The organism is Sphingomonas sp. HITSZ_GF (assembly GCF_029543155.1).
Lineage (GTDB): Bacteria > Pseudomonadota > Alphaproteobacteria > Sphingomonadales > Sphingomonadaceae > Sphingomonas.
This window is the reverse complement of record NZ_JARQXA010000003.1, coordinates 448,185-464,747: the sequence shown is the minus strand read 5'-3', so window position 1 is coordinate 464,747 and position 16,563 is coordinate 448,185. Positions and strand designations below refer to the sequence as shown.

General features: G+C 67.3%; 15 protein-coding genes and 1 riboswitch. Of the genes, 9 read left to right on the top strand and 6 right to left on the bottom strand.

From position 1 onward, the window contains the following. Nucleotides 1-42 precede the first annotated feature (42 nt). Nucleotides 43-148: riboswitch (SAM-I-IV-variant riboswitch) on the top strand. A 59-nt stretch (nucleotides 149-207) separates the two neighbouring features. The 3 genes from P6144_RS11035 (at nucleotide 208) to P6144_RS11025 (ending at nucleotide 5,549) form a co-directional block, all read left to right on the top strand. After that, nucleotides 208-1,263, top strand: a complete 1,056-nt coding sequence (locus tag P6144_RS11035; RefSeq protein ID WP_277767809.1) for a low specificity L-threonine aldolase — start codon at nucleotides 208-210, stop codon at nucleotides 1,261-1,263. A gap of 99 nt (nucleotides 1,264-1,362) precedes the next feature. Continuing rightward, nucleotides 1,363-3,117 (top strand): amidohydrolase, encoded by a 1,755-nt coding sequence (locus P6144_RS11030; protein WP_277767808.1) that lies wholly within the window; start codon nucleotides 1,363-1,365, stop codon nucleotides 3,115-3,117. Between the two features lie 269 nt (nucleotides 3,118-3,386). After that, the gene (locus P6144_RS11025) at nucleotides 3,387-5,549 is read left to right on the top strand and encodes a TonB-dependent siderophore receptor (protein ID WP_277767807.1); all 2,163 of its coding nucleotides are present in this window, start codon (nucleotides 3,387-3,389) and stop codon (nucleotides 5,547-5,549) included. A 31-nt stretch (nucleotides 5,550-5,580) separates the two neighbouring features. Here the strand turns inward: P6144_RS11025 and P6144_RS11020 are convergent, their stop codons facing one another. From P6144_RS11020 to P6144_RS10995, 6 genes are all read right to left on the bottom strand, one after another. Next, a complete protein-coding gene (locus P6144_RS11020) occupies nucleotides 5,581-6,336 on the bottom strand; it encodes a hypothetical protein (protein WP_277767806.1) in 756 nt (251 codons plus the stop codon). Nucleotides 6,337-6,413: 77 nt separating this feature from the next. Next, the gene (locus P6144_RS11015; protein WP_277767805.1) at nucleotides 6,414-6,956 is read right to left on the bottom strand and encodes a hypothetical protein; all 543 of its coding nucleotides are present in this window, start codon (nucleotides 6,954-6,956) and stop codon (nucleotides 6,414-6,416) included. A gap of 19 nt (nucleotides 6,957-6,975) precedes the next feature. After that, nucleotides 6,976-7,926: an ornithine cyclodeaminase family protein gene (locus tag P6144_RS11010; RefSeq protein ID WP_277767804.1), complete on the bottom strand. Its 951-nt coding sequence runs from the start codon at nucleotides 7,924-7,926 to the stop codon at nucleotides 6,976-6,978. Continuing rightward, nucleotides 7,926-8,870, bottom strand: coding sequence for an acetamidase/formamidase family protein (locus tag P6144_RS11005; protein ID WP_277767803.1), 945 nt, complete (start codon nucleotides 8,868-8,870; stop codon nucleotides 7,926-7,928). Before P6144_RS11005 ends, P6144_RS11010 begins: the two co-directional genes overlap by 1 nt. A 37-nt stretch (nucleotides 8,871-8,907) precedes the next feature. Then, nucleotides 8,908-9,405 carry a hypothetical protein gene (locus P6144_RS11000; protein ID WP_277767802.1) on the bottom strand — a complete coding sequence of 166 codons (498 nt, stop codon included), beginning with the start codon at nucleotides 9,403-9,405 and terminating at the stop codon, nucleotides 8,908-8,910. A gap of 35 nt (nucleotides 9,406-9,440) precedes the next feature. Then, nucleotides 9,441-10,109: a M24 family metallopeptidase gene (locus tag P6144_RS10995; protein ID WP_277767801.1), complete on the bottom strand. Its 669-nt coding sequence runs from the start codon at nucleotides 10,107-10,109 to the stop codon at nucleotides 9,441-9,443. 205 nt (nucleotides 10,110-10,314) lie between these two features. On the opposite strand from P6144_RS10995, the gene P6144_RS10990 reads away from it, so the two are divergent. From P6144_RS10990 to P6144_RS10965, 6 genes are all read left to right on the top strand, one after another. After that, the gene (locus tag P6144_RS10990) at nucleotides 10,315-11,265 is read left to right on the top strand and encodes a LysR family transcriptional regulator (RefSeq protein WP_277767800.1); all 951 of its coding nucleotides are present in this window, start codon (nucleotides 10,315-10,317) and stop codon (nucleotides 11,263-11,265) included. Between the two features lie 86 nt (nucleotides 11,266-11,351). Beyond that, entirely contained in the window at nucleotides 11,352-12,497 is a 1,146-nt protein-coding gene (locus tag P6144_RS10985) for a DUF917 domain-containing protein (RefSeq protein ID WP_277767799.1), read from the top strand. Continuing rightward, nucleotides 12,494-13,798: a cytosine permease gene (locus tag P6144_RS10980; protein ID WP_277767798.1), complete on the top strand. Its 1,305-nt coding sequence runs from the start codon at nucleotides 12,494-12,496 to the stop codon at nucleotides 13,796-13,798. Before P6144_RS10985 ends, P6144_RS10980 begins: the two co-directional genes overlap by 4 nt. Before the next feature lie 80 nt (nucleotides 13,799-13,878). Further along, on the top strand, nucleotides 13,879-14,343 hold the full coding sequence (locus tag P6144_RS10975) for a hypothetical protein (protein WP_277767797.1): 465 nt from the start codon (nucleotides 13,879-13,881) through the stop codon (nucleotides 14,341-14,343). Beyond that, nucleotides 14,340-15,578, top strand: coding sequence for an FAD-dependent oxidoreductase (locus P6144_RS10970; protein WP_277767796.1), 1,239 nt, complete (start codon nucleotides 14,340-14,342; stop codon nucleotides 15,576-15,578). Before P6144_RS10975 ends, P6144_RS10970 begins: the two co-directional genes overlap by 4 nt. Next, nucleotides 15,575-16,468: an alpha/beta hydrolase-fold protein gene (locus P6144_RS10965; protein ID WP_277767795.1), complete on the top strand. Its 894-nt coding sequence runs from the start codon at nucleotides 15,575-15,577 to the stop codon at nucleotides 16,466-16,468. The genes P6144_RS10970 and P6144_RS10965 overlap by 4 nt, the downstream gene beginning before the upstream one ends. Nucleotides 16,469-16,563 lie beyond the last annotated feature (95 nt).

The following is a 16,563-nucleotide window of genomic DNA, read 5'->3' as shown; positions in this document are numbered from 1 at the left end:
ATCCTCCGATCTTGCTTCTGCTGCACGGCAGCATTAGACGCGGCCCCGCATCAAGAGTCGGGCCGACGTCCGACACCAACCTGCTCCCGAGCAAGGTGGTGCCCTCATCAGAGGGGATGTGGCCGGACCGGCAACAAACGGGATCCCCTGCCGCATTTCATTCATGTCGATCCGGCGTCCGGTGCCTGCACTGACGAGGATTCGAGTATGACGCTTACGCCGCAACAATTCGCCAGCGACAATTATGCCGGGGTCTGCCCCGAGGCCCTGGCCGCGATGATGGCGGCGAACGAAGGATCGGCAGTCGCGTACGGCGATGACGAATGGACGCAGCGGGCGGCGGATGCCTTCCGCAAGCTGTTCGCGGCGGACGCGGAAGTGTTCTTCGTGTTCAACGGCACCGCGGCCAATTCGCTGGCGCTGGCCTCGCTTTGCCAGTCGTACCACAGCGTGATCTGCGCGGCCTCGGCCCATGTCGAGACCGACGAGTGCGGCGCGCCCGAATTCTTCTCCAACGGCTCGAAGCTGCTCGTTGCCCAGACCGCCGACGGCAAGTTGACGCCCGAGGCGATCCGCGCGCTGGCGACCAGCCGATCAGACATCCATTTCCCCAAGCCGCGCGTGGTGACGATCACCCAGCCGACCGAGACCGGACAGGTCTATGCGATCGACGAGATCAAGGCGATCTCGGCGGCCTGCCGCGAGCTGGGGCTCAAGCTGCACATGGACGGCGCCCGCTTCCCGCATGCCTGCGCGACGCTGGGCTGCACGCCGGGCGAGATGACCTGGGCGGCCGGCGTCGACGTGCTCTGCTTCGGCGGTACCAAGAACGGCATGGCGGTGGGCGAGGCGATCCTGTTCTTCGATCCCGCGCTGGCCGAGGATTTCGACTATCGCTGCAAGCAGGCCGGCCAGCTTGCCTCGAAGATGCGCTTCCTGTCGGCGCCCTGGATCGGGATGCTCGAAAGCGGCGCCTGGCTGCGCAATGCCGAGCATGGCAATGCCTGCGCGCGCCTGCTCGCCGCGCAGGTCGAGGCGCTGCCTGGCCTGCGGCTGATGTTCCCGGTGCAGGCGAACGCGGTGTTCCTCGAAGCCGAGCCCGAAGTGCTCGACCGGCTGCGCGCGCGCGGCTGGCGCTTCTACACCTTCATCGGCGGCGGCGCGCGCTTCATGTTCGCGTGGGACGCACAGCTCGATCGGGTGGCCCAACTTGCCGAGGATTTGCGTGAAGCTGCCGTCGAAGGTGCATCGCTCGCTGCCTGAGGCATGATCGCAAGCTGATCGCCTGATACCTTGCGGGGCATGGGGTGCGGATTAGGGTGATCCGCACACCCATCCGGGCCGCCAGCTACAGGGATCAGCATGAAAGAACGCGCCATCCGCCAGTCGATCGCCTCGGCCGCCCTTGCCCTCGCGCTTGCCCAGCCCGGGGCGGCGCTCGCGGGCGACCGGTCGAAGGGGCAGGCAGCCTCGGCGGACGTGATCCTCACCAATGCCCGGGTCTATACGGTCGACAAAAGCCGGCCCTGGGCGGAATCGGTTGCGATCAAGGACGGCAAGATCCTGGCGGTGGGCACCGCCGGCGAGGTCGCCCGCACCAAGGGCACGCGCACCAAGGTGGTCGATCTGGGCGGGCGCATGCTGCTGCCCGGGTTCGGCGATGCCCATGCCCATCCAATGTTTGGCGGCCTCACCCATGCCCGCTGCCCGATCGTCGACGGCAAGACCCCCGAGCAATATCAGGCGATGATCGCTGCATGCGTGGCGAAGAAGCCGGGCACCGGCGTGGTCTATGGCATCGGCTGGGCGCAGACCAACTTCCCGGGCGTGACCCCGCACAAGGAGACGCTCGACGCGATCAGCCGCGACCGGCCGATCATCTTCGGATCGTTCGACGGGCATGCGCTATGGGCCAATTCGAAGGCGCTCGAGCTGGCCGGCATCACCAAGGACACCCCCGACCCCGTGGGCGGTCGCATCGGGCGTGATCCGAAGACCGGCGAGCCCAATGGCGCGCTGTGGGAATTCAGCGCGATGGCGCTGGTCGACAAGCTGATCCCGGCGCCGACTCCCGGCGAGCTGGAGGATTCGATCGTCTATGTGGTGAAGCACTTCAACGGCCTCGGGATTACCAACTGGCACGATGCCGGCGTAGAATATCGCGACGATGGCAGCAGCCCGATGGTCGAGGCCTATCGGGCGGTGCGCGACAAGGGCGCGCTGACGGCGCGCGTTGCGATCGACATCAAATGGAAGAACGAGCGCGGGCTCGACCAGATACCGGGCATCCTGCGGGCGGCCGAACGGGCCAAGCGCTACGGCCTCAATGCCTATAGCGTGAAATATTATCTCGATGGCGTGATCCCGCAGCACACCGCTTCGATGCTCGAGCCCTATGAAGGCACCAGCGATCGCGGCAAGCCCGCGGTCACCCCCGAAATCCTCACCGCCGCGGTCACCCGGCTCGATGCGCAGGGCTTCCAGGCCCATACCCATTCGGAAGGCGATGGCGCGGTGCGCGAGAGCCTGAATGCCTATGCGGCGGCGCTGAAGGCCAATGGCGATCGCGGGCATCGCCACATGATCTCGCACATGAACGTGATCGACCCGGCGGACCAGCCGCGCTTCGGCGAACTCGGTGTCTATGCGGTGTTCCAGCCCTATTGGGCGAGCAACTACGAGGACATGGACCTGCAGAAGGCGGCGATCGGGCCGCGCCGCGCGCAGAACATCTATCCGGCCGCGAACATCGTGAAGGCGGGCGGCAAGCTTGCCTACAGCTCGGACTGGCCGGTCGATTCCGCCTATCCGCTCGACGGGATCCAGGTCGCGCTGACCCGCACCAACCCGCTCAAGCCGGAGAGCGGCCCGCTTCTCGCCGACCAGGCGGTGACGCTGGAGGAGGCGATCGCCTCCTACACGATCAACGTCGCCGAGGTGAACCATATCGACAAGGAGACCGGCTCGATCACGCCCGGCAAGCTTGCCGATCTCGTCGTGCTCGATCGCAACCTGTTCGACATACCCACCACCGAGATCCGTAACGTCAAGGTGGTGCTCACGCTGTTCGCCGGCAGGCCGGTCTATGGCGGCGTGGGAGAGCTGGTCGCGAAATAACAGTTCCTGGGCGCCCACCTGCGGCCAGGTTTCAGCGGGATCGGCTCGCTGCCCGAAAGGGCGGCGGGCCGATTTCGTTTGGCGTGCGTGATGGCGGCGAACGCGCCGCGCCGGGTATCACGAGATACCGCTTTAGTCATTGCCACTCCGGACCCCGGAACCGCAGCTTGAGGCCAGATTGAAGAGCCGTCCGGGAGGGACGCCACCAGTCTGAAGAGACGCGACAGGGCATGATCCCCGCGGGTCTCCGGGAGCAAAGGGGAAGAGACATGACCACGTTCGACCGGCGTGCAGCCGGGGTACAATCCACACTGCGCCACATCCTGGCCGGCGCCGCGCTCGTCGCGATGCCCGGCGTCGCCTGGGCGCAGACCGACACCGATACCGCAACCGCCGAGCAGGAGAAGGGCGAGGGCGAGATCGTCGTCACCGGCATCAACGTGCCGACCACCACCTCGACCGGCCTTGCGCTCACCTTCATGGAGACGCCCCAGTCGGTGACGATCATCGACCAGAAGCGCATCCAGGACTATGCGCTGACCGGCACCAAGGAACTGCTCAAGCAGGCGGTGGGCCTGAACGTCGACGACCAGGAGACCGACCGCACCGTCTATAACGCGCGCGGCTTCGACGTGATCAATTTCCAGGTCGACGGGATCGGCCTGCCGCTGCTCGCCAACCTCACCTATGGCGATACCGACACCTTCCAGTACGAGCGTGTCGACATCGTCCGCGGCGCCAACGGCCTGACCACCGGCATCGGCAATCCCTCGGCGATGATCAACTATATCCGCAAGCGGCCGTTGGCGACCATGCATGTGTCGGCCGCCGGCTATGCCGGATCGTGGAACCAGCTGCGCGGCGAGCTCGACGTCTCTACCCCGCTCAGCGACGATTGGGGTATCCGTGCCTATGGCGCGCATGATCAGGGCGACAGCTATCTCGACAAGTACAGCCACAACCGCGACCTGTTCGGCGTCATCATCGCGGGCAAGGTCACGCCGGATCTCACGCTGACCGCGGGCTACAATCATCAGGAGCAGCTGAGCTCCTCGGCTTCCTGGATCGGCCTGTATCTGAACTATACCGACCAGACTCCGATCAGCTACGACCGGTCGGCCAACTCGTCGCCGCCCTGGGCCTATTGGCTCAACAAGGACGACGAAGCCTTTGCCGAGCTTGCCTATGGCCTCGGCGATTGGACGATCAAGGGCGTGCTCACCTACAAGGGCTATGTGGGCCAGTCCCGCATCATGAACCCCACCTACCTGCCGAACCGGACCACCGGCTTCTACACCGGCGACACCTCCGAGTTCGAGACGATCAGCAATCGCCTCATGGCCGACCTGTTCGCCAACGGCAGCTTCAAGCTGTTCGGCCAGGAGCACAAGCTGACCATGGGCTTCTCCTATGCCAAGGGGCATGTCCGCGGGTGGCAGGGCCGCGCCGTCGACACCGGATGCGGCCTCGGCTGCATCGTGCTGCCGAACTTCAACGGACCCGATCGCTACAACCCGGCGCTGCCGACCTACAATCCGAAGGCGATCGCCGAGGACGAGACCAATTCGCTGTGGCGCGCCTATCTCGCTTCGCAGATCAATTTCACCGACAACCTCCACCTCGTCGCCGGCGCGAGCTACGCCAAGCTCAAGGATGAGGGGTACAGCTACGGCCAGGCGCTCAACACCAGCCAGGGCGAGTTCAATCCCTATGCCGGCCTGTTGTTCGACTTCACGTCGAACCTGACCGCCTATGCAAGCTACACGACGATCTTCTACCCGCAGAATTATCTCGACATCAATCGGCGGCAGCTCGCCCCTGTGAAGGGCACCAACATCGAAGGCGGCGTGAAGGCCAATCTGTTCAACAAGCGGCTCTATCTGACCGCCGCGGTGTTCCGTTCGGAGCAGAGCGGGCTCGGCAAGCTGGCCGGCTCGATGCCCGATCCGGTGTTCACCAATTTCTGGTACTACGAGGCTGTCGACAAGACCAAGAGCGAGGGCTTCGAAATCGAAGTCGCGGGTCGCATCACGTCGAACTGGGAACTGAGCGGCGGCTACACCAAGCTGGCCCTGAAGGACCAGGGAGGCGCGCAGACCCGGCAGTTCATCCCGCGTCAGACGCTCAAGATGTCCACCACCTATACGATCCCGACGCTCAACAACGCCTCGTTCGGCGGGCAGCTGCGCTGGCAGAGTTCGACCGGGTCGGCGGATATGTATCCGGGCATCTACACCCCGGTGAAGCAGGGCGCCTATACGATCATCGATCTGCAGGCCGGCATCGATGTGGTGGAGGATGTGCGGGCGACGGTCGTGGTCCGCAACGTGACGGACAAGACCTATTTCACCAGCCTGATCTATGGCTCGTACGGCATTGCGCAATATGCTGCTCCGCGCAGCTTCACCGCGTCGATTTCCTACCGCTTCTGATCGGGACGGGGCCGGTGAACGCCGGCCCCGTTCAGGCCTTGACGCTGCATCGCTGCCAGAGCCAGACGACCGACAGCGGCATGAGCAGCGCTTCGGAGAGAATCGAGAAGGCCTGGGATACGGGGCCATAGCTCCCGGAGAATCCGATCCCGCCGAACAGCAGGAAGAACCAGGCGCCGGTGAGCGCGACCATCAGCGCCGTGCGGGCCGATGCGCCCTCGGCGATTGCCGGGATGAACCGCGGGCACGCCTTCAGGAAGAAATGGCCGACCAGGGCCAGCGACGGCACCAGCAGGATCGGGAACAGCGGCAGCACGCCGATGCCGAGTCCTTCGGCAGCGATGGCGATGTCCGCATGGGTCGTGATCGCGCGGATGGGGACATAGCTCCACATATTCGCCGCGCACATCAGCAGCATCCAGAACAGGAAGGAGGCGGCGACAGGGCCGCGTGCAGCCAGGCGAGGCGCAAGCGCATGGAGCAGGATGTAGAGCAGGCCATTGCCGATGAGGGGGCCGGCCAGCGCGATCGCGGCGACGGCCAGCCCGTCGCCGCCCTTCAGGATCGGATCATACGCAACATTGTCGCCCACCTCGATCAGGAAGACGAGGTTGCCCGGGGTCAGCCCGCCATACTCGAGCGCCAGCGGGTTCGCCATGTAGCCGAGCGCCCATGCGGTGAAGCTGTGCGCATATTCGTGGATCAGATAGGCGACGGCATGGGTGACCAGCAGCAGCACCGCGGTCACCAGAGCGAATGCCATGTCCCCGCCGATCGCGCGCTTCATCGCCTTGCTCCTCCCGTCACCCGATGCGCGCTTCTGGCGCGGGCACGGGTCGGAGGCAACGGGCGATGTCGCGGCGGCTAGGCCTCGCGCACCCCCAGGAACCGGTAATTCCGGTGCCAGTCGCCGTCGAGCCAGAGCAGGTCGAGCGTGCGGCATTCGCCGTCGAACCACAGGGTCGGGGCGCTCGCCTTGCCGTCTATCTCGGCGACCGACCCGAGCCCGACTACCGGATGCCGGACCTGCACTTCGGGCGCCGCTTCGCCGAATGCCAGGATCTCGCCGATCCGCGCGGGCTCATAGCCGGCCTCCCGGATCAGTCGCGCCGCATCTTCGGAGGAGACGCTGCGGTTGAAGTGGAACAGCTTCTGCTCGCGCGCGCCGATCTGGGCGTCGGTGACGGGGAAGCGCGCCTCGGTCAGTGCGTCATAGCGCCAGCCATAGCCGCCGCGGGCGACGCGGGTCTCGAAGTCGATGCCGACGGGCACCTCGAGCATCCCGGGCAGCGCGCCGCGCGCGGGCCGGATGTCGATCTCGATTTCGCCGGAGAGGATGCGCAGCACCTGCGCCGGGCCGCCTGCCTTCTCGACCAGCAGGCCGAGCTGTTCGGATGAGAGAGTCATGATAGCTCCGCTTGGGGGATCAGATCGCGATGGTCCGACCGGCCGCGCGCTCGCGCGCGGTGCGATAGACGAGGTTGGCGACGACCAGGTCCTCGATCGCATGGCCCATCGCCTTGTAAACGGTGATCTGCCCGGGCGTCTGGCGCCCCGGCTTCCGGCCGAGCAGCACTTCGCCCAGCTCGGTGCCGCGGTCCGGGTCAAGCCCGGCAAGCTCGACGCAGCCGGCGGGCGGTGGCGCGAAGGCCATGCGCGCCTCGACGAACAGGGCATGTTCGGCTGCAATCGCCGGATCGAGCTCGCAGCCCGGTGGCGCCCAGCCGACCGAGCTGACATGCTGGCCTGGCTTCAGCCAGGCGTTGCGGATCAGCGGTTCGGTGGCGCTGGTGCACAGGCAGACGATGTCGGAGCCGCGCACCGCCGCCTCGACATCGTCGATCACCACGCAGCGCGGATCGCGCGTGGCGAGTGCCTCGGCGCTCGCCCGGTTGCGTGAGCCGACGAAGATCGTCTCCAGCGCGAACTGGCGCGAGAGCAGGTCGAGATGCGCCTCGCCCTGCACGCCGCCGCCCAGGATCGTCAGCACGCGCGAGTCCGGCCGGGAGAGCAGCGTCGCGGCCAGCGCGGCGGCGCCCGCGGTGCGCATCGCGGTGATGTGCCGGGCATCCATCAGCGCCGATACGGCGCCGGTCTCCGGATCCATCAGTACGATCAGCCCCAGATGCGAGGGCAGGCCGCGTTCGGCATTGTCGTGGAAGATCGAGACGAGCTTGGTGCTGAACTGCTGGCCGGGCACGAAGGCGGGCATCGTCAGCAGATGGCCTGCGCCGCCCACCGCCAGGTCGCCCCGGGCCGGCGCGACGGCGGTACCGGCGCTGATCGCGCGGAAGCCCTCGGCCAGCACTTCGGGCAGCAGAGCGGGATCGAGCAGGCCGGCGATCTCCTCCCGCCCCAGCAGCAGCGCCTCGGGCATCACTCGAAGATCTGGCGCGGCATGTAGAAGGAGACGACGAAATTGGGCACATCGACGATCTCGCTGACGCGCAGGTCGCCGGCGACGCTGCACAGCATATAGGCATCGGCCGCGCTCAGGTGATGGAGCGCCATCAGCCGGTCGATCATGCCGCGCACCGCATCGCGGCTCGCGGTCATCAGGTCGGGGCCGATGCCCATCGTCGCTTCATAGCCGCGGCTGTCGATATGGCGGGTCACCGGCTCGTGCGTGACGAAGCGGGGGAAGCGCAGCTTCTCGCCTTTCACCAGCTCGAGCTTCACGCTGGCGCCCATCGGCGATTCGATCGCGGTGCCGCAGACTTCGCCGTCGCCCTGCGCCGCATGCGGATCGCCCAGGCAGAACAGCGCGCCCGGCACTTCGACCGGAAGGTACAGCTCCACGCCCACGGTCAGGTCGCGCGTGTCCATGTTGCCGCCGGTATGATAGGGCGGCACGGTGCTGAATTCGCCCGGTGCCGCCTGGGCGACGCCGACGATGCCGCAGAACGGGCGGAGCGGAATCTTGGCCACCGACGAGAACAGCGTCGGGCTGCCCAGCCCCTTGTCATAGTGCCAGATGTTGAGGCCCGGCTCCGGGAACTCGTCGGCGAGCAGGCCGAAGCCGGGGATGATCCCGGTCCAGCCCCAGCCGCTCGGTTCGAAGCCGAGCAGCGTGACCTTCAGCGCATCGCCCGGCTCGGCGCCGTCGACATGGACCGGGCCGACGACAGGGTTCACCCGGGTGAAGTCGAGATTGGCGATGTCGGCCGCGGTGGAGTTGCGCGACAGCTGCCCGCACACCGCGTCCATCTCGCCGAATTCCACTACGTCGCCCGGTGCGACGGTCAGCACCGGCGGATGCGCATTCGACCAGCTCAGATGCTCGTGCGACGCATGGATCGTATGGCATTTGCATTGGGTCATGGCGTGCTCCTCGCGGGCAGGGGTCGGGATGCAGGGATCATCTGGAGACGACGTGGCCGCCGCCGCGCCAGCCGCGCGGATAGGTGACCGAATAGGCCTCCATGTCCCAGCCGCCGTCGCGCCAATAGGTGTCGATCGCCCAGAGCTGGCTGGCGACGTCGCGGACGTAGAGGAAATACCATTTGCCGCGATCGGCGGTCTTCAGGAAGGCGAACAGATGGGCGAGCGGCACGCTTGCCGCATCCTCGCCACCCAGCGCCAGGAAGATCGGCGCGTCGATCGTGCTCTTCACCAGCACCCGCTGGTACAGCGTCGATGCCGCCACGTCCTCTTCCACCAGCGGCAGGAAATGGGTGAGGAAGTCGTCGCCCAGCAGGCTGATCGGCAGTGCGCCGTCATGCCCGACGACGAAATGCTCGCGCGCCACGAAGCGTTCGGCGGCGGGCACCGGCACCGGCGCGCCCACCACCTGCATCAGGGCATCGGTCTGGTCCGGGCTCAGCTCGGCAAAATCCATGACGGGCGCATTCTCCACGCGATCGTTCGCAGGTTCGGGGTTGTCGGGCGCATTCATTTGAGCAGCAGGTCTTCGTAGAAGGCGCTGAACGGGCGCTCGGGATGGCGGATCTGGATCTCGAGCACCCACAGGCCCGTGCTTGGCGCATAGTCCGCCTCGAGCAGCGCGCCGTCGTGCATGATCGCATGGGGGAAGTCGGCAAGCCGGTGCCCGGCCATTTCCAGGTTGAGCATCCAGCCGAGCCGCTCGGCTTCCTGCTCGGCGAAGCGGTAAAGCGCGGCGCCGCTCAGCCCGTCCTCGGCCCAGCGCGTCCGGGTCGCGTCGAACACCGTCTTCACGTCCTCGGCCGCCTGGCGCATCGCCGGGTCATTCCCCACGGTGAAGGTCGCGCCGGCATCGCCTTCGTGCCCGCGCCATACCGGACCGATGTCGATGAAGAAGATGTCGTTCTCGCGCAGCACCATGCCGGGTGCGGACGGCGCGCCGAAATTCTTGAGCGTGTTGGGCCCGAAGCGAACATGGATGCCATGCCAGCCGCGCAGCATGTCCGCTTCCTTGAGCGTGCGCCGCATCAGCGCGACCGCATCTTCCTCGATCATGCCGGGCACGATCCTGGCGGCCACCTCGTGCATCAGGTTGCGGGTCCGCTCGCGCGTTTCCAGCAAGATTGCGCGCTCGAACTTCGGGCCGATGCGTTCCTGCTCGGCCTGTGCACTATCCATCGGTCCGTCCCTTTTGCCCGGCCAAAAAGCTGGGCGGCGAAGGGTCTGGGTTCAATGACAAATTGGGTATGGCCTCATGCCAGCTTCACCGATCTGCGGGTTTCCCGCCGGGCCGGCGATCCAGCCTGGGACTTGCGCCCGGCGCGGCCCTTGCTGGCATGTCACAAATTTGTATCATGCCCGCAGAAGCGCTCGGAAGGGTGTCATGTCGCGGCTTACACTCACGCAACTCTCGGCCTTTCTGAAGCTGGCGGAAACCTGCAGCTTTCGGGATGCGGCGACGCAATTGGGCGTCTCGCAGCCCGCGCTCAGCCGTACGATTCAGCATATCGAGACACGCGTGGGGGTCCGCCTGTTCGACCGCGACACGCGCACCGTCACGCTCACTCCCGCCGGCGAACGGCTGCATCCGCTCGCGGTCCGGCTGCTCGCCGACTATGAAGGCGTCTTCCGCGAGCTGCACGAGTTCGTCGAGGGGCGGGAAGGGGTGGTGCGCATCGCCGCGCTGCCCTCCACCGCCTCCGCGCTGCTGCCGCCGGCGATCCAGAGCTTCCAGGCCCGCTATCCCAAGGTGCGCATCGAGATCTGGGAAGATGTCGGCGATCAGGTGCACAATGTCGTGCGCGGCCAGAATGCCGATTTCGGCATCGCGCCGCCGCCCGATTTCGCCGGCGACCTGCGCTACCAGGAGCTGCTCAAGGACGGCATCGTGCTGGTCTGCCGGCCCGACGACCCGCTCGCCGAGGCGGAGCAGCATAGCTGGGCGGCTTTCGAGGGGCAGCGCTTCATCACCATGTCGGAAGAGACCGGCCTGCGGAAGATGGTCGAGAGCGGCCTCGCCCAGTCGGGCGTGATCGTCGAGCGGCTGTTCAACTGCAGCGCGGCCACTACGATGGGCGCGCTGGTGGTCTCGGGGCTGGGGGTGACTGCGCTGTCGCGCCTCATCTTCACCCAGATCGCCACCCCGTCGCTGGTCTGCCGCCCGCTGGTCGATCCGGTGGTGGCGCGTTCGATTGGCATCGTCCGCCACAAGGCGCGCTCGCTCTCGCCTGCCGCGCTGGCCTTTGTCCGCGAGCTCGAGCGCCAGGCGCGGGTGATCCGCACCAGCGCGCTCTCGCCCGCACCGCCCGCGCTCGGACTGGTGCAGAACGGCTGAGCGCGCCGCCGGTATGGACTGATAACCAACGCCGCATTGCCGGGTTGTGGGGCGGCTCGCATGCTCGCTTCCATGAGGCAGCTGCTGTGAACTCCCTGCGGATCGACGCCGAACCGGCCGTGGTTGCCGACATGCACCATATCGACAGCGCCGCGCTTGCCGATCTGGCGCTGGGGGCGGCGTTCCTCGGATCGGGTGGCGGCGGTGATCCCTATCACAACCGGCTGCTCGGCGAGGCGCAGATCGCGCGGCGCGGGCCGTTCGAGATGATCGGGCTCGATCAGCTCGCCGATGATGCGCTGGTGGTGCCCTGCGGCTGGATCGGCGCGCCGACCGTGTCGATCGAGAAGCTGCCCAATGGCCGCGAGGCGCCGCAGGGGCTGCGCCGGCTCGAGCAGATCCTGGGCCGGCGGATCGACGCGGTCCTGCCGATCGAGATCGGTGGCGGCAACGGCCTCGCCCCCTTCCTGGCGGCGGCCGAGATGGGCGTGCCGGTGCTCGACGCCGATGGCATGGCGCGCGCCTTTCCCGAATCGCAGATGTCGATCTTCAGCATTCACGGGCTTTCCGCCTGCCCGTCGGTGATGACCGATTCGAGCGGCGCGCTCGCGGTGATCGAGACCAACGACAACCATATGCACGAGCGGATGGCACGGGCGCTGTCGATGGTGATGGGCGGCGATGCGCACATGACCGAATATCCGCTTACCGGGAAACAGGCGCGCGACCTTGCCATTCCAGGCAGTATTTCGACGGCGATCGCGATCGGCGCCGCGATCCGTCGGGCGCGCGCCGAGGGCGAGGACGTGTTCGCGGCGCTCTATGCGGCGCTGCGTGCCTCGGGCCTCTATCCCTTTGCCGGCGAACTGTTCGACGGCAAGATCGTCGATCTCGAACGCGAGACGCGTGACGGCTTCGCGATCGGCCGCGTGGTGATCGACGGGTTCGGCGGCCAGGGCCGGATGGAGCTCGACTTCCAGAACGAGAATCTGTTCGCCCGGCGCGACGGGGTGATCTGCGCGATGGTGCCCGACATCATCACGATCATGGACCGGGAGACGGCGGACAGCATCACCACCGATCGGCTGCGCTACGGCCAGCGGGTGAAGGTGGTGGGCGCCGCGGCGCCGCAGACGCTGCGCACGGAAAAGGCGCTGCGGCTGATCGGCCCCGCCGTCTTCGGTTTCGCCGATGGCTATGTGCCGATCGAGACATTGAACGCTTGGGGGTGACGGTGACGGCGGAAAGCAGCGACCAATATTCGCACGGCCCGGTTCCGGGGAACGTGACCATGGCGGGCTGGCGCGTCGCGCTAATCGTCGCCAGCTTCTCGATCGGCCAGCCCGATTTCCTCAACGGCGCGCACAATGCGCTGGCGCTCGGCCTGCCCGGCGCCGTCGCGGCGGCGTTCCTTGGCGCGCTGGCGCTGTGCATCGGCTGCTGTTTCACCGCCGTGGTCAGCGTCCGCACCCGGCTCTCGACCTATCTGCTCGTCCAGCGGTCGTTCGGGCGCTACGGCGCGGTGGTCATCAACATCGTCATCGCGCTGATCCATTACGGCGCGTTCGGGATGAACGCCTCGTTCGTTGGCGAGGCATTGGGCGAGGCGGCGCTGGTCAACGGCGTCTCCCCGCATTTCGCGCTGTTCGTCATCCTGGGCAGCCTGGTCTCGGTCACCGCGACGATCATCGGCATCCGGGCGCTCGATCGGCTGTCGCTGATCGTCGTGCCGGTGCTTGCGGCGATCTTCATCGCGGTCGCCGTCATCGCGGTGCAGCGCCACGGGCTGGTGGTGACGCCGTCGGCGCATCCGCCGGTGCCGATGCGCTTCGGCATCGCGGTCACCACGATCATCGGCGCCTATATGCTTGCCGTGGCGACCATGCCCGATCTGTCGCGCTACATCCGCACCGAGCGCGGCGCGGTGGTCAGCATGGCGCTGTCCTTCCCGATCGCCACGCCGCTGATGATGACCACCGCCGCACTGCCCGCGCTCGCCACCGGCGAGACCAGCGTGGCGAAGCTGATCGTGGCGCTCGGGCTCGGCACGCCGTTGCTGTTCGTGCTCGCGCTGCCGATGCTCACCGTCAACGCCGCCAATCTCTATTCCTCGGGCCTGGCGCTCAGCACCACGTTCCCGAAGATCCGCCGCTGGATGTTCACCGTGCTGGGCGCGGTGATCGGCACCGGCTTCGCGCTGGCCGGCATCCTCGACTATTTCATCCCGTTCCTGGTGTTCCTGGGGCTGATCATCCCGCCGATCGCGGCGATCTACGTGATCGACAGCTTCACGCTGTTTCGCGGTGTAGATCCCGCGGAATCGATTCGCACTCTCCCGCCGATCCGCTGGGAAGCGCTCGGCGTATGGATCGGTTCGCTCGCGGTGATCCAGATCGTACCGACCGAGCGCTTCACGCTGACGACCGTGCCGGCGCTCGACGCGACGATCATCGCGGCGGTCGGCTACCTCCTGGTCCTCAAGCTCAAGGCGCGGCGCGGGGCTTCCGCCACGATGGCGGCGGCGGACGCGTGACCGCACACGGGTAATACCCGCTGCGGCGCTTGCCGCGATTTCCGAACGGAGACAGCCTGGTTCAACAGGGGAGATCGAAGATGAAGGTGGTTACGCTGCTTGCGGTCCTGCTCGTGCCGGCGATCGGCTTTGCCCGGCCGCCGGCGGCGGAGCCGGCCGTTCCGATGGCCAGCTTCGAGGTGTTCCGCCTGGTGCCGGGCCGCCAGGAAGCCTTTATCCGCAAGCTCGCCCAGTGGGACGAAGTCTCGGCGGCGGGCGGCCAGCCGCGCACCCAGATGTTCCTCCACCAGGAAGGCGAAGGCTGGGACGTGCTGCTGTTCAAGCCGCATCCCACCGCCCCCGTCACGCCGGCGCAGCAGGCGGCGATGGATGCCAAGGCGAAGGCGCTCGGCCTGGCGACGGGTCCTGCCTTCTGGCTCGAGATCCGCAGGAATGTCGCGTCGCATAGCGAGACCACGGCACAGGGGCCGATGTTCGCCGCCGACTGGCTGGCCCGGCTCGATGCCTGGCGTGCCGCCAACCCCGGATCGGGGCAGGGCCAATGACGCTCTCGCGGCGGAACCTGCTCGGCGGCGCGGCTGCGGCGGGCGCACTTGCCGGCATCGGCCCGGCCTCGGCGCGCGGCGGCAAGCCCGGCGGTTGGGGCGTCATCGTGGTCGGCGCCGGCGTGTTCGGCGCCTGGACCGCCTGGACGCTGCAGCGCCGCGGCGAGAAGGTGCTGCTCGTCGACGCGTTCGGCGCGGCGCATGCGCGCAGCTCGTCGGGTGGCGAGACGCGGCTGATCCGCACCGAATATGCCGGCAACGAGCTTTACACGCGCTGGGCCTGGGAATCGCTCGCCGAGTGGCAGGCGCTATCGCAGCGACACGAGAGCCCGATCTTCCAGCCGGTCGGCGCGCTCTACATCTATGGGCAGGACAGCGCGAAGATCGATCACAGCATCGCGCTCCAGCGCTCGCTCGGCATTCCGATCGAAAAGCTCGCCGCCGCGGATCTGGCGCGGCGATGGCCGCAGATGAGCTTCGACGGCATCGCGGTGGGCATCCTGCAGCCGACGATGGGCGCGCTGATGGCCCGCCGCAGCATCCAGACGCTGGTCGCCGAGTTCGTGAAGGCCGGCGGCAGCTTCCGCCAGTTCGCCGTCGATCCGCCGCGATCCGAGGGCGGGGCGCTCAAGGCGATCACCGGCACTGGCGGCGAGACGCTCACCGCCGATCGCTTCGTCTTCGCCTGCGGTCCCTGGCTGCCCAAGCTGTTCCCGGAGGTGGTGGGCAACCGCATCGTGCCGACGCGGCAGGACGTGTTCTTCTTCGCGCCGGCGCCGGGCGACGACCGGTTCGAGGGCAGGAAGCAGCCGGCCTGGGTCGATGCCAGCGATATCGATTTGCATTATGGCTTTCCGAACATCGAATATCGCGGGTTCAAGATCGCGCTCGATCGCCACGGCCCCAGCTTCGATCCGGATGCTTCGGACCGCGTCGTCACCCAGGAAGCGCTCGCCCGGGTGCGCGGCTATCTCGCGCGGCGCTTCCCCGATCTGGCGCACCGTCCGCTCGCGGAATCGCGCGTCTGCCAATATGAGAACAGCGACAATGGCCACCTGCTGATCGATCGCCATCCCGGCTGGGCGAACAGCTGGATCGTCGGCGGCGGCAGCGGGCACGGGTTCAAGCATGGCCCGGCGGTGGGGCGCCATGTCGCCGATCTCGTGCTCGGCGCCGGCAAGGTCGAGCCTGCGCTCACGCTCGCGCAGCATCAGCCGCATGGAGGAGGGGAATGATCCGGAAACTGGCATCGGTCGCGGCAATCGCGCTCGCACTGTCGGCCGCTTGGGCCCGCGCGCAACAGGCGCCTGCCGCCCCGGCAGCGCCGCCGGCGGTTCCGGGCTACACCATGCCCTCCACCCAGATGTGGGACATGGCCGCGCCCGGCGGCGAGATCTACCGCATCTTCGTTTCCTATCCCGGCCCGGACATCAAGCCGCCCGAAGGCGGCTTCCCGGTGCTCTATGTGCTCGACGGAAACGCGATGTTCGCCGGCTTCGCCGAGGCGCGGCGCATCCAGGAGGGTACGGATGTCGGCAAGGCGATCATCGTCGGCGTCGGCTATCCGGGCGATGCGGCCTATGACATCCGCCGCATCTACGATTACACCGGCGGGCCGGTGCCGCCGCCCTGGGACGTGGCGCTCGCCAAGGTGCGCTATGGCGGCTGGGACAAGTTCCTCGATTTCCTCACCGGCCCGCTGCGCACCGAGATCGGCAAGCGCTTCCCGATCAATCCCGCGCGCCAGGCGCTGTTCGGCCATTCGCTGGGCGGGCTGTTCGCCGCGCACACGCTGTTCACGCGTCCCGCGGCGTTCCATGCGATCGTCGCCGCCAGCCCCTCGTTGTTCTGGCACGATCGCGAGATGCTCAAGGAGGAGCGCGATTTCGTTGCCGGCCTGCAATCGGGCAAGATCGCCAGGGTCGCCCGGCTGATGATCGTGGCGGGGGATCGCGACGAGACCGCACTCGAGCGCTGGGATCCCGAATCCTGGGCCAGGCGGATGGAGCCGCTCTCGGCCTATGGCCTGCGCAGCCGGTTCGCGCTCTATCAGGGCGAAGTGCACATCACCGTGCCCAGCCGCTCGGTGACCGATACGCTGCGCTTCGCTTTCACCTGGCCCTGAAGCGCCGCGCTACCCGGCGGCTTACCCGTCCGCCGGGTTGCACAAGCGGCACCTTGCCGGAATGATCCGGCGGGGCCTTGCACGAACCGGGGCTG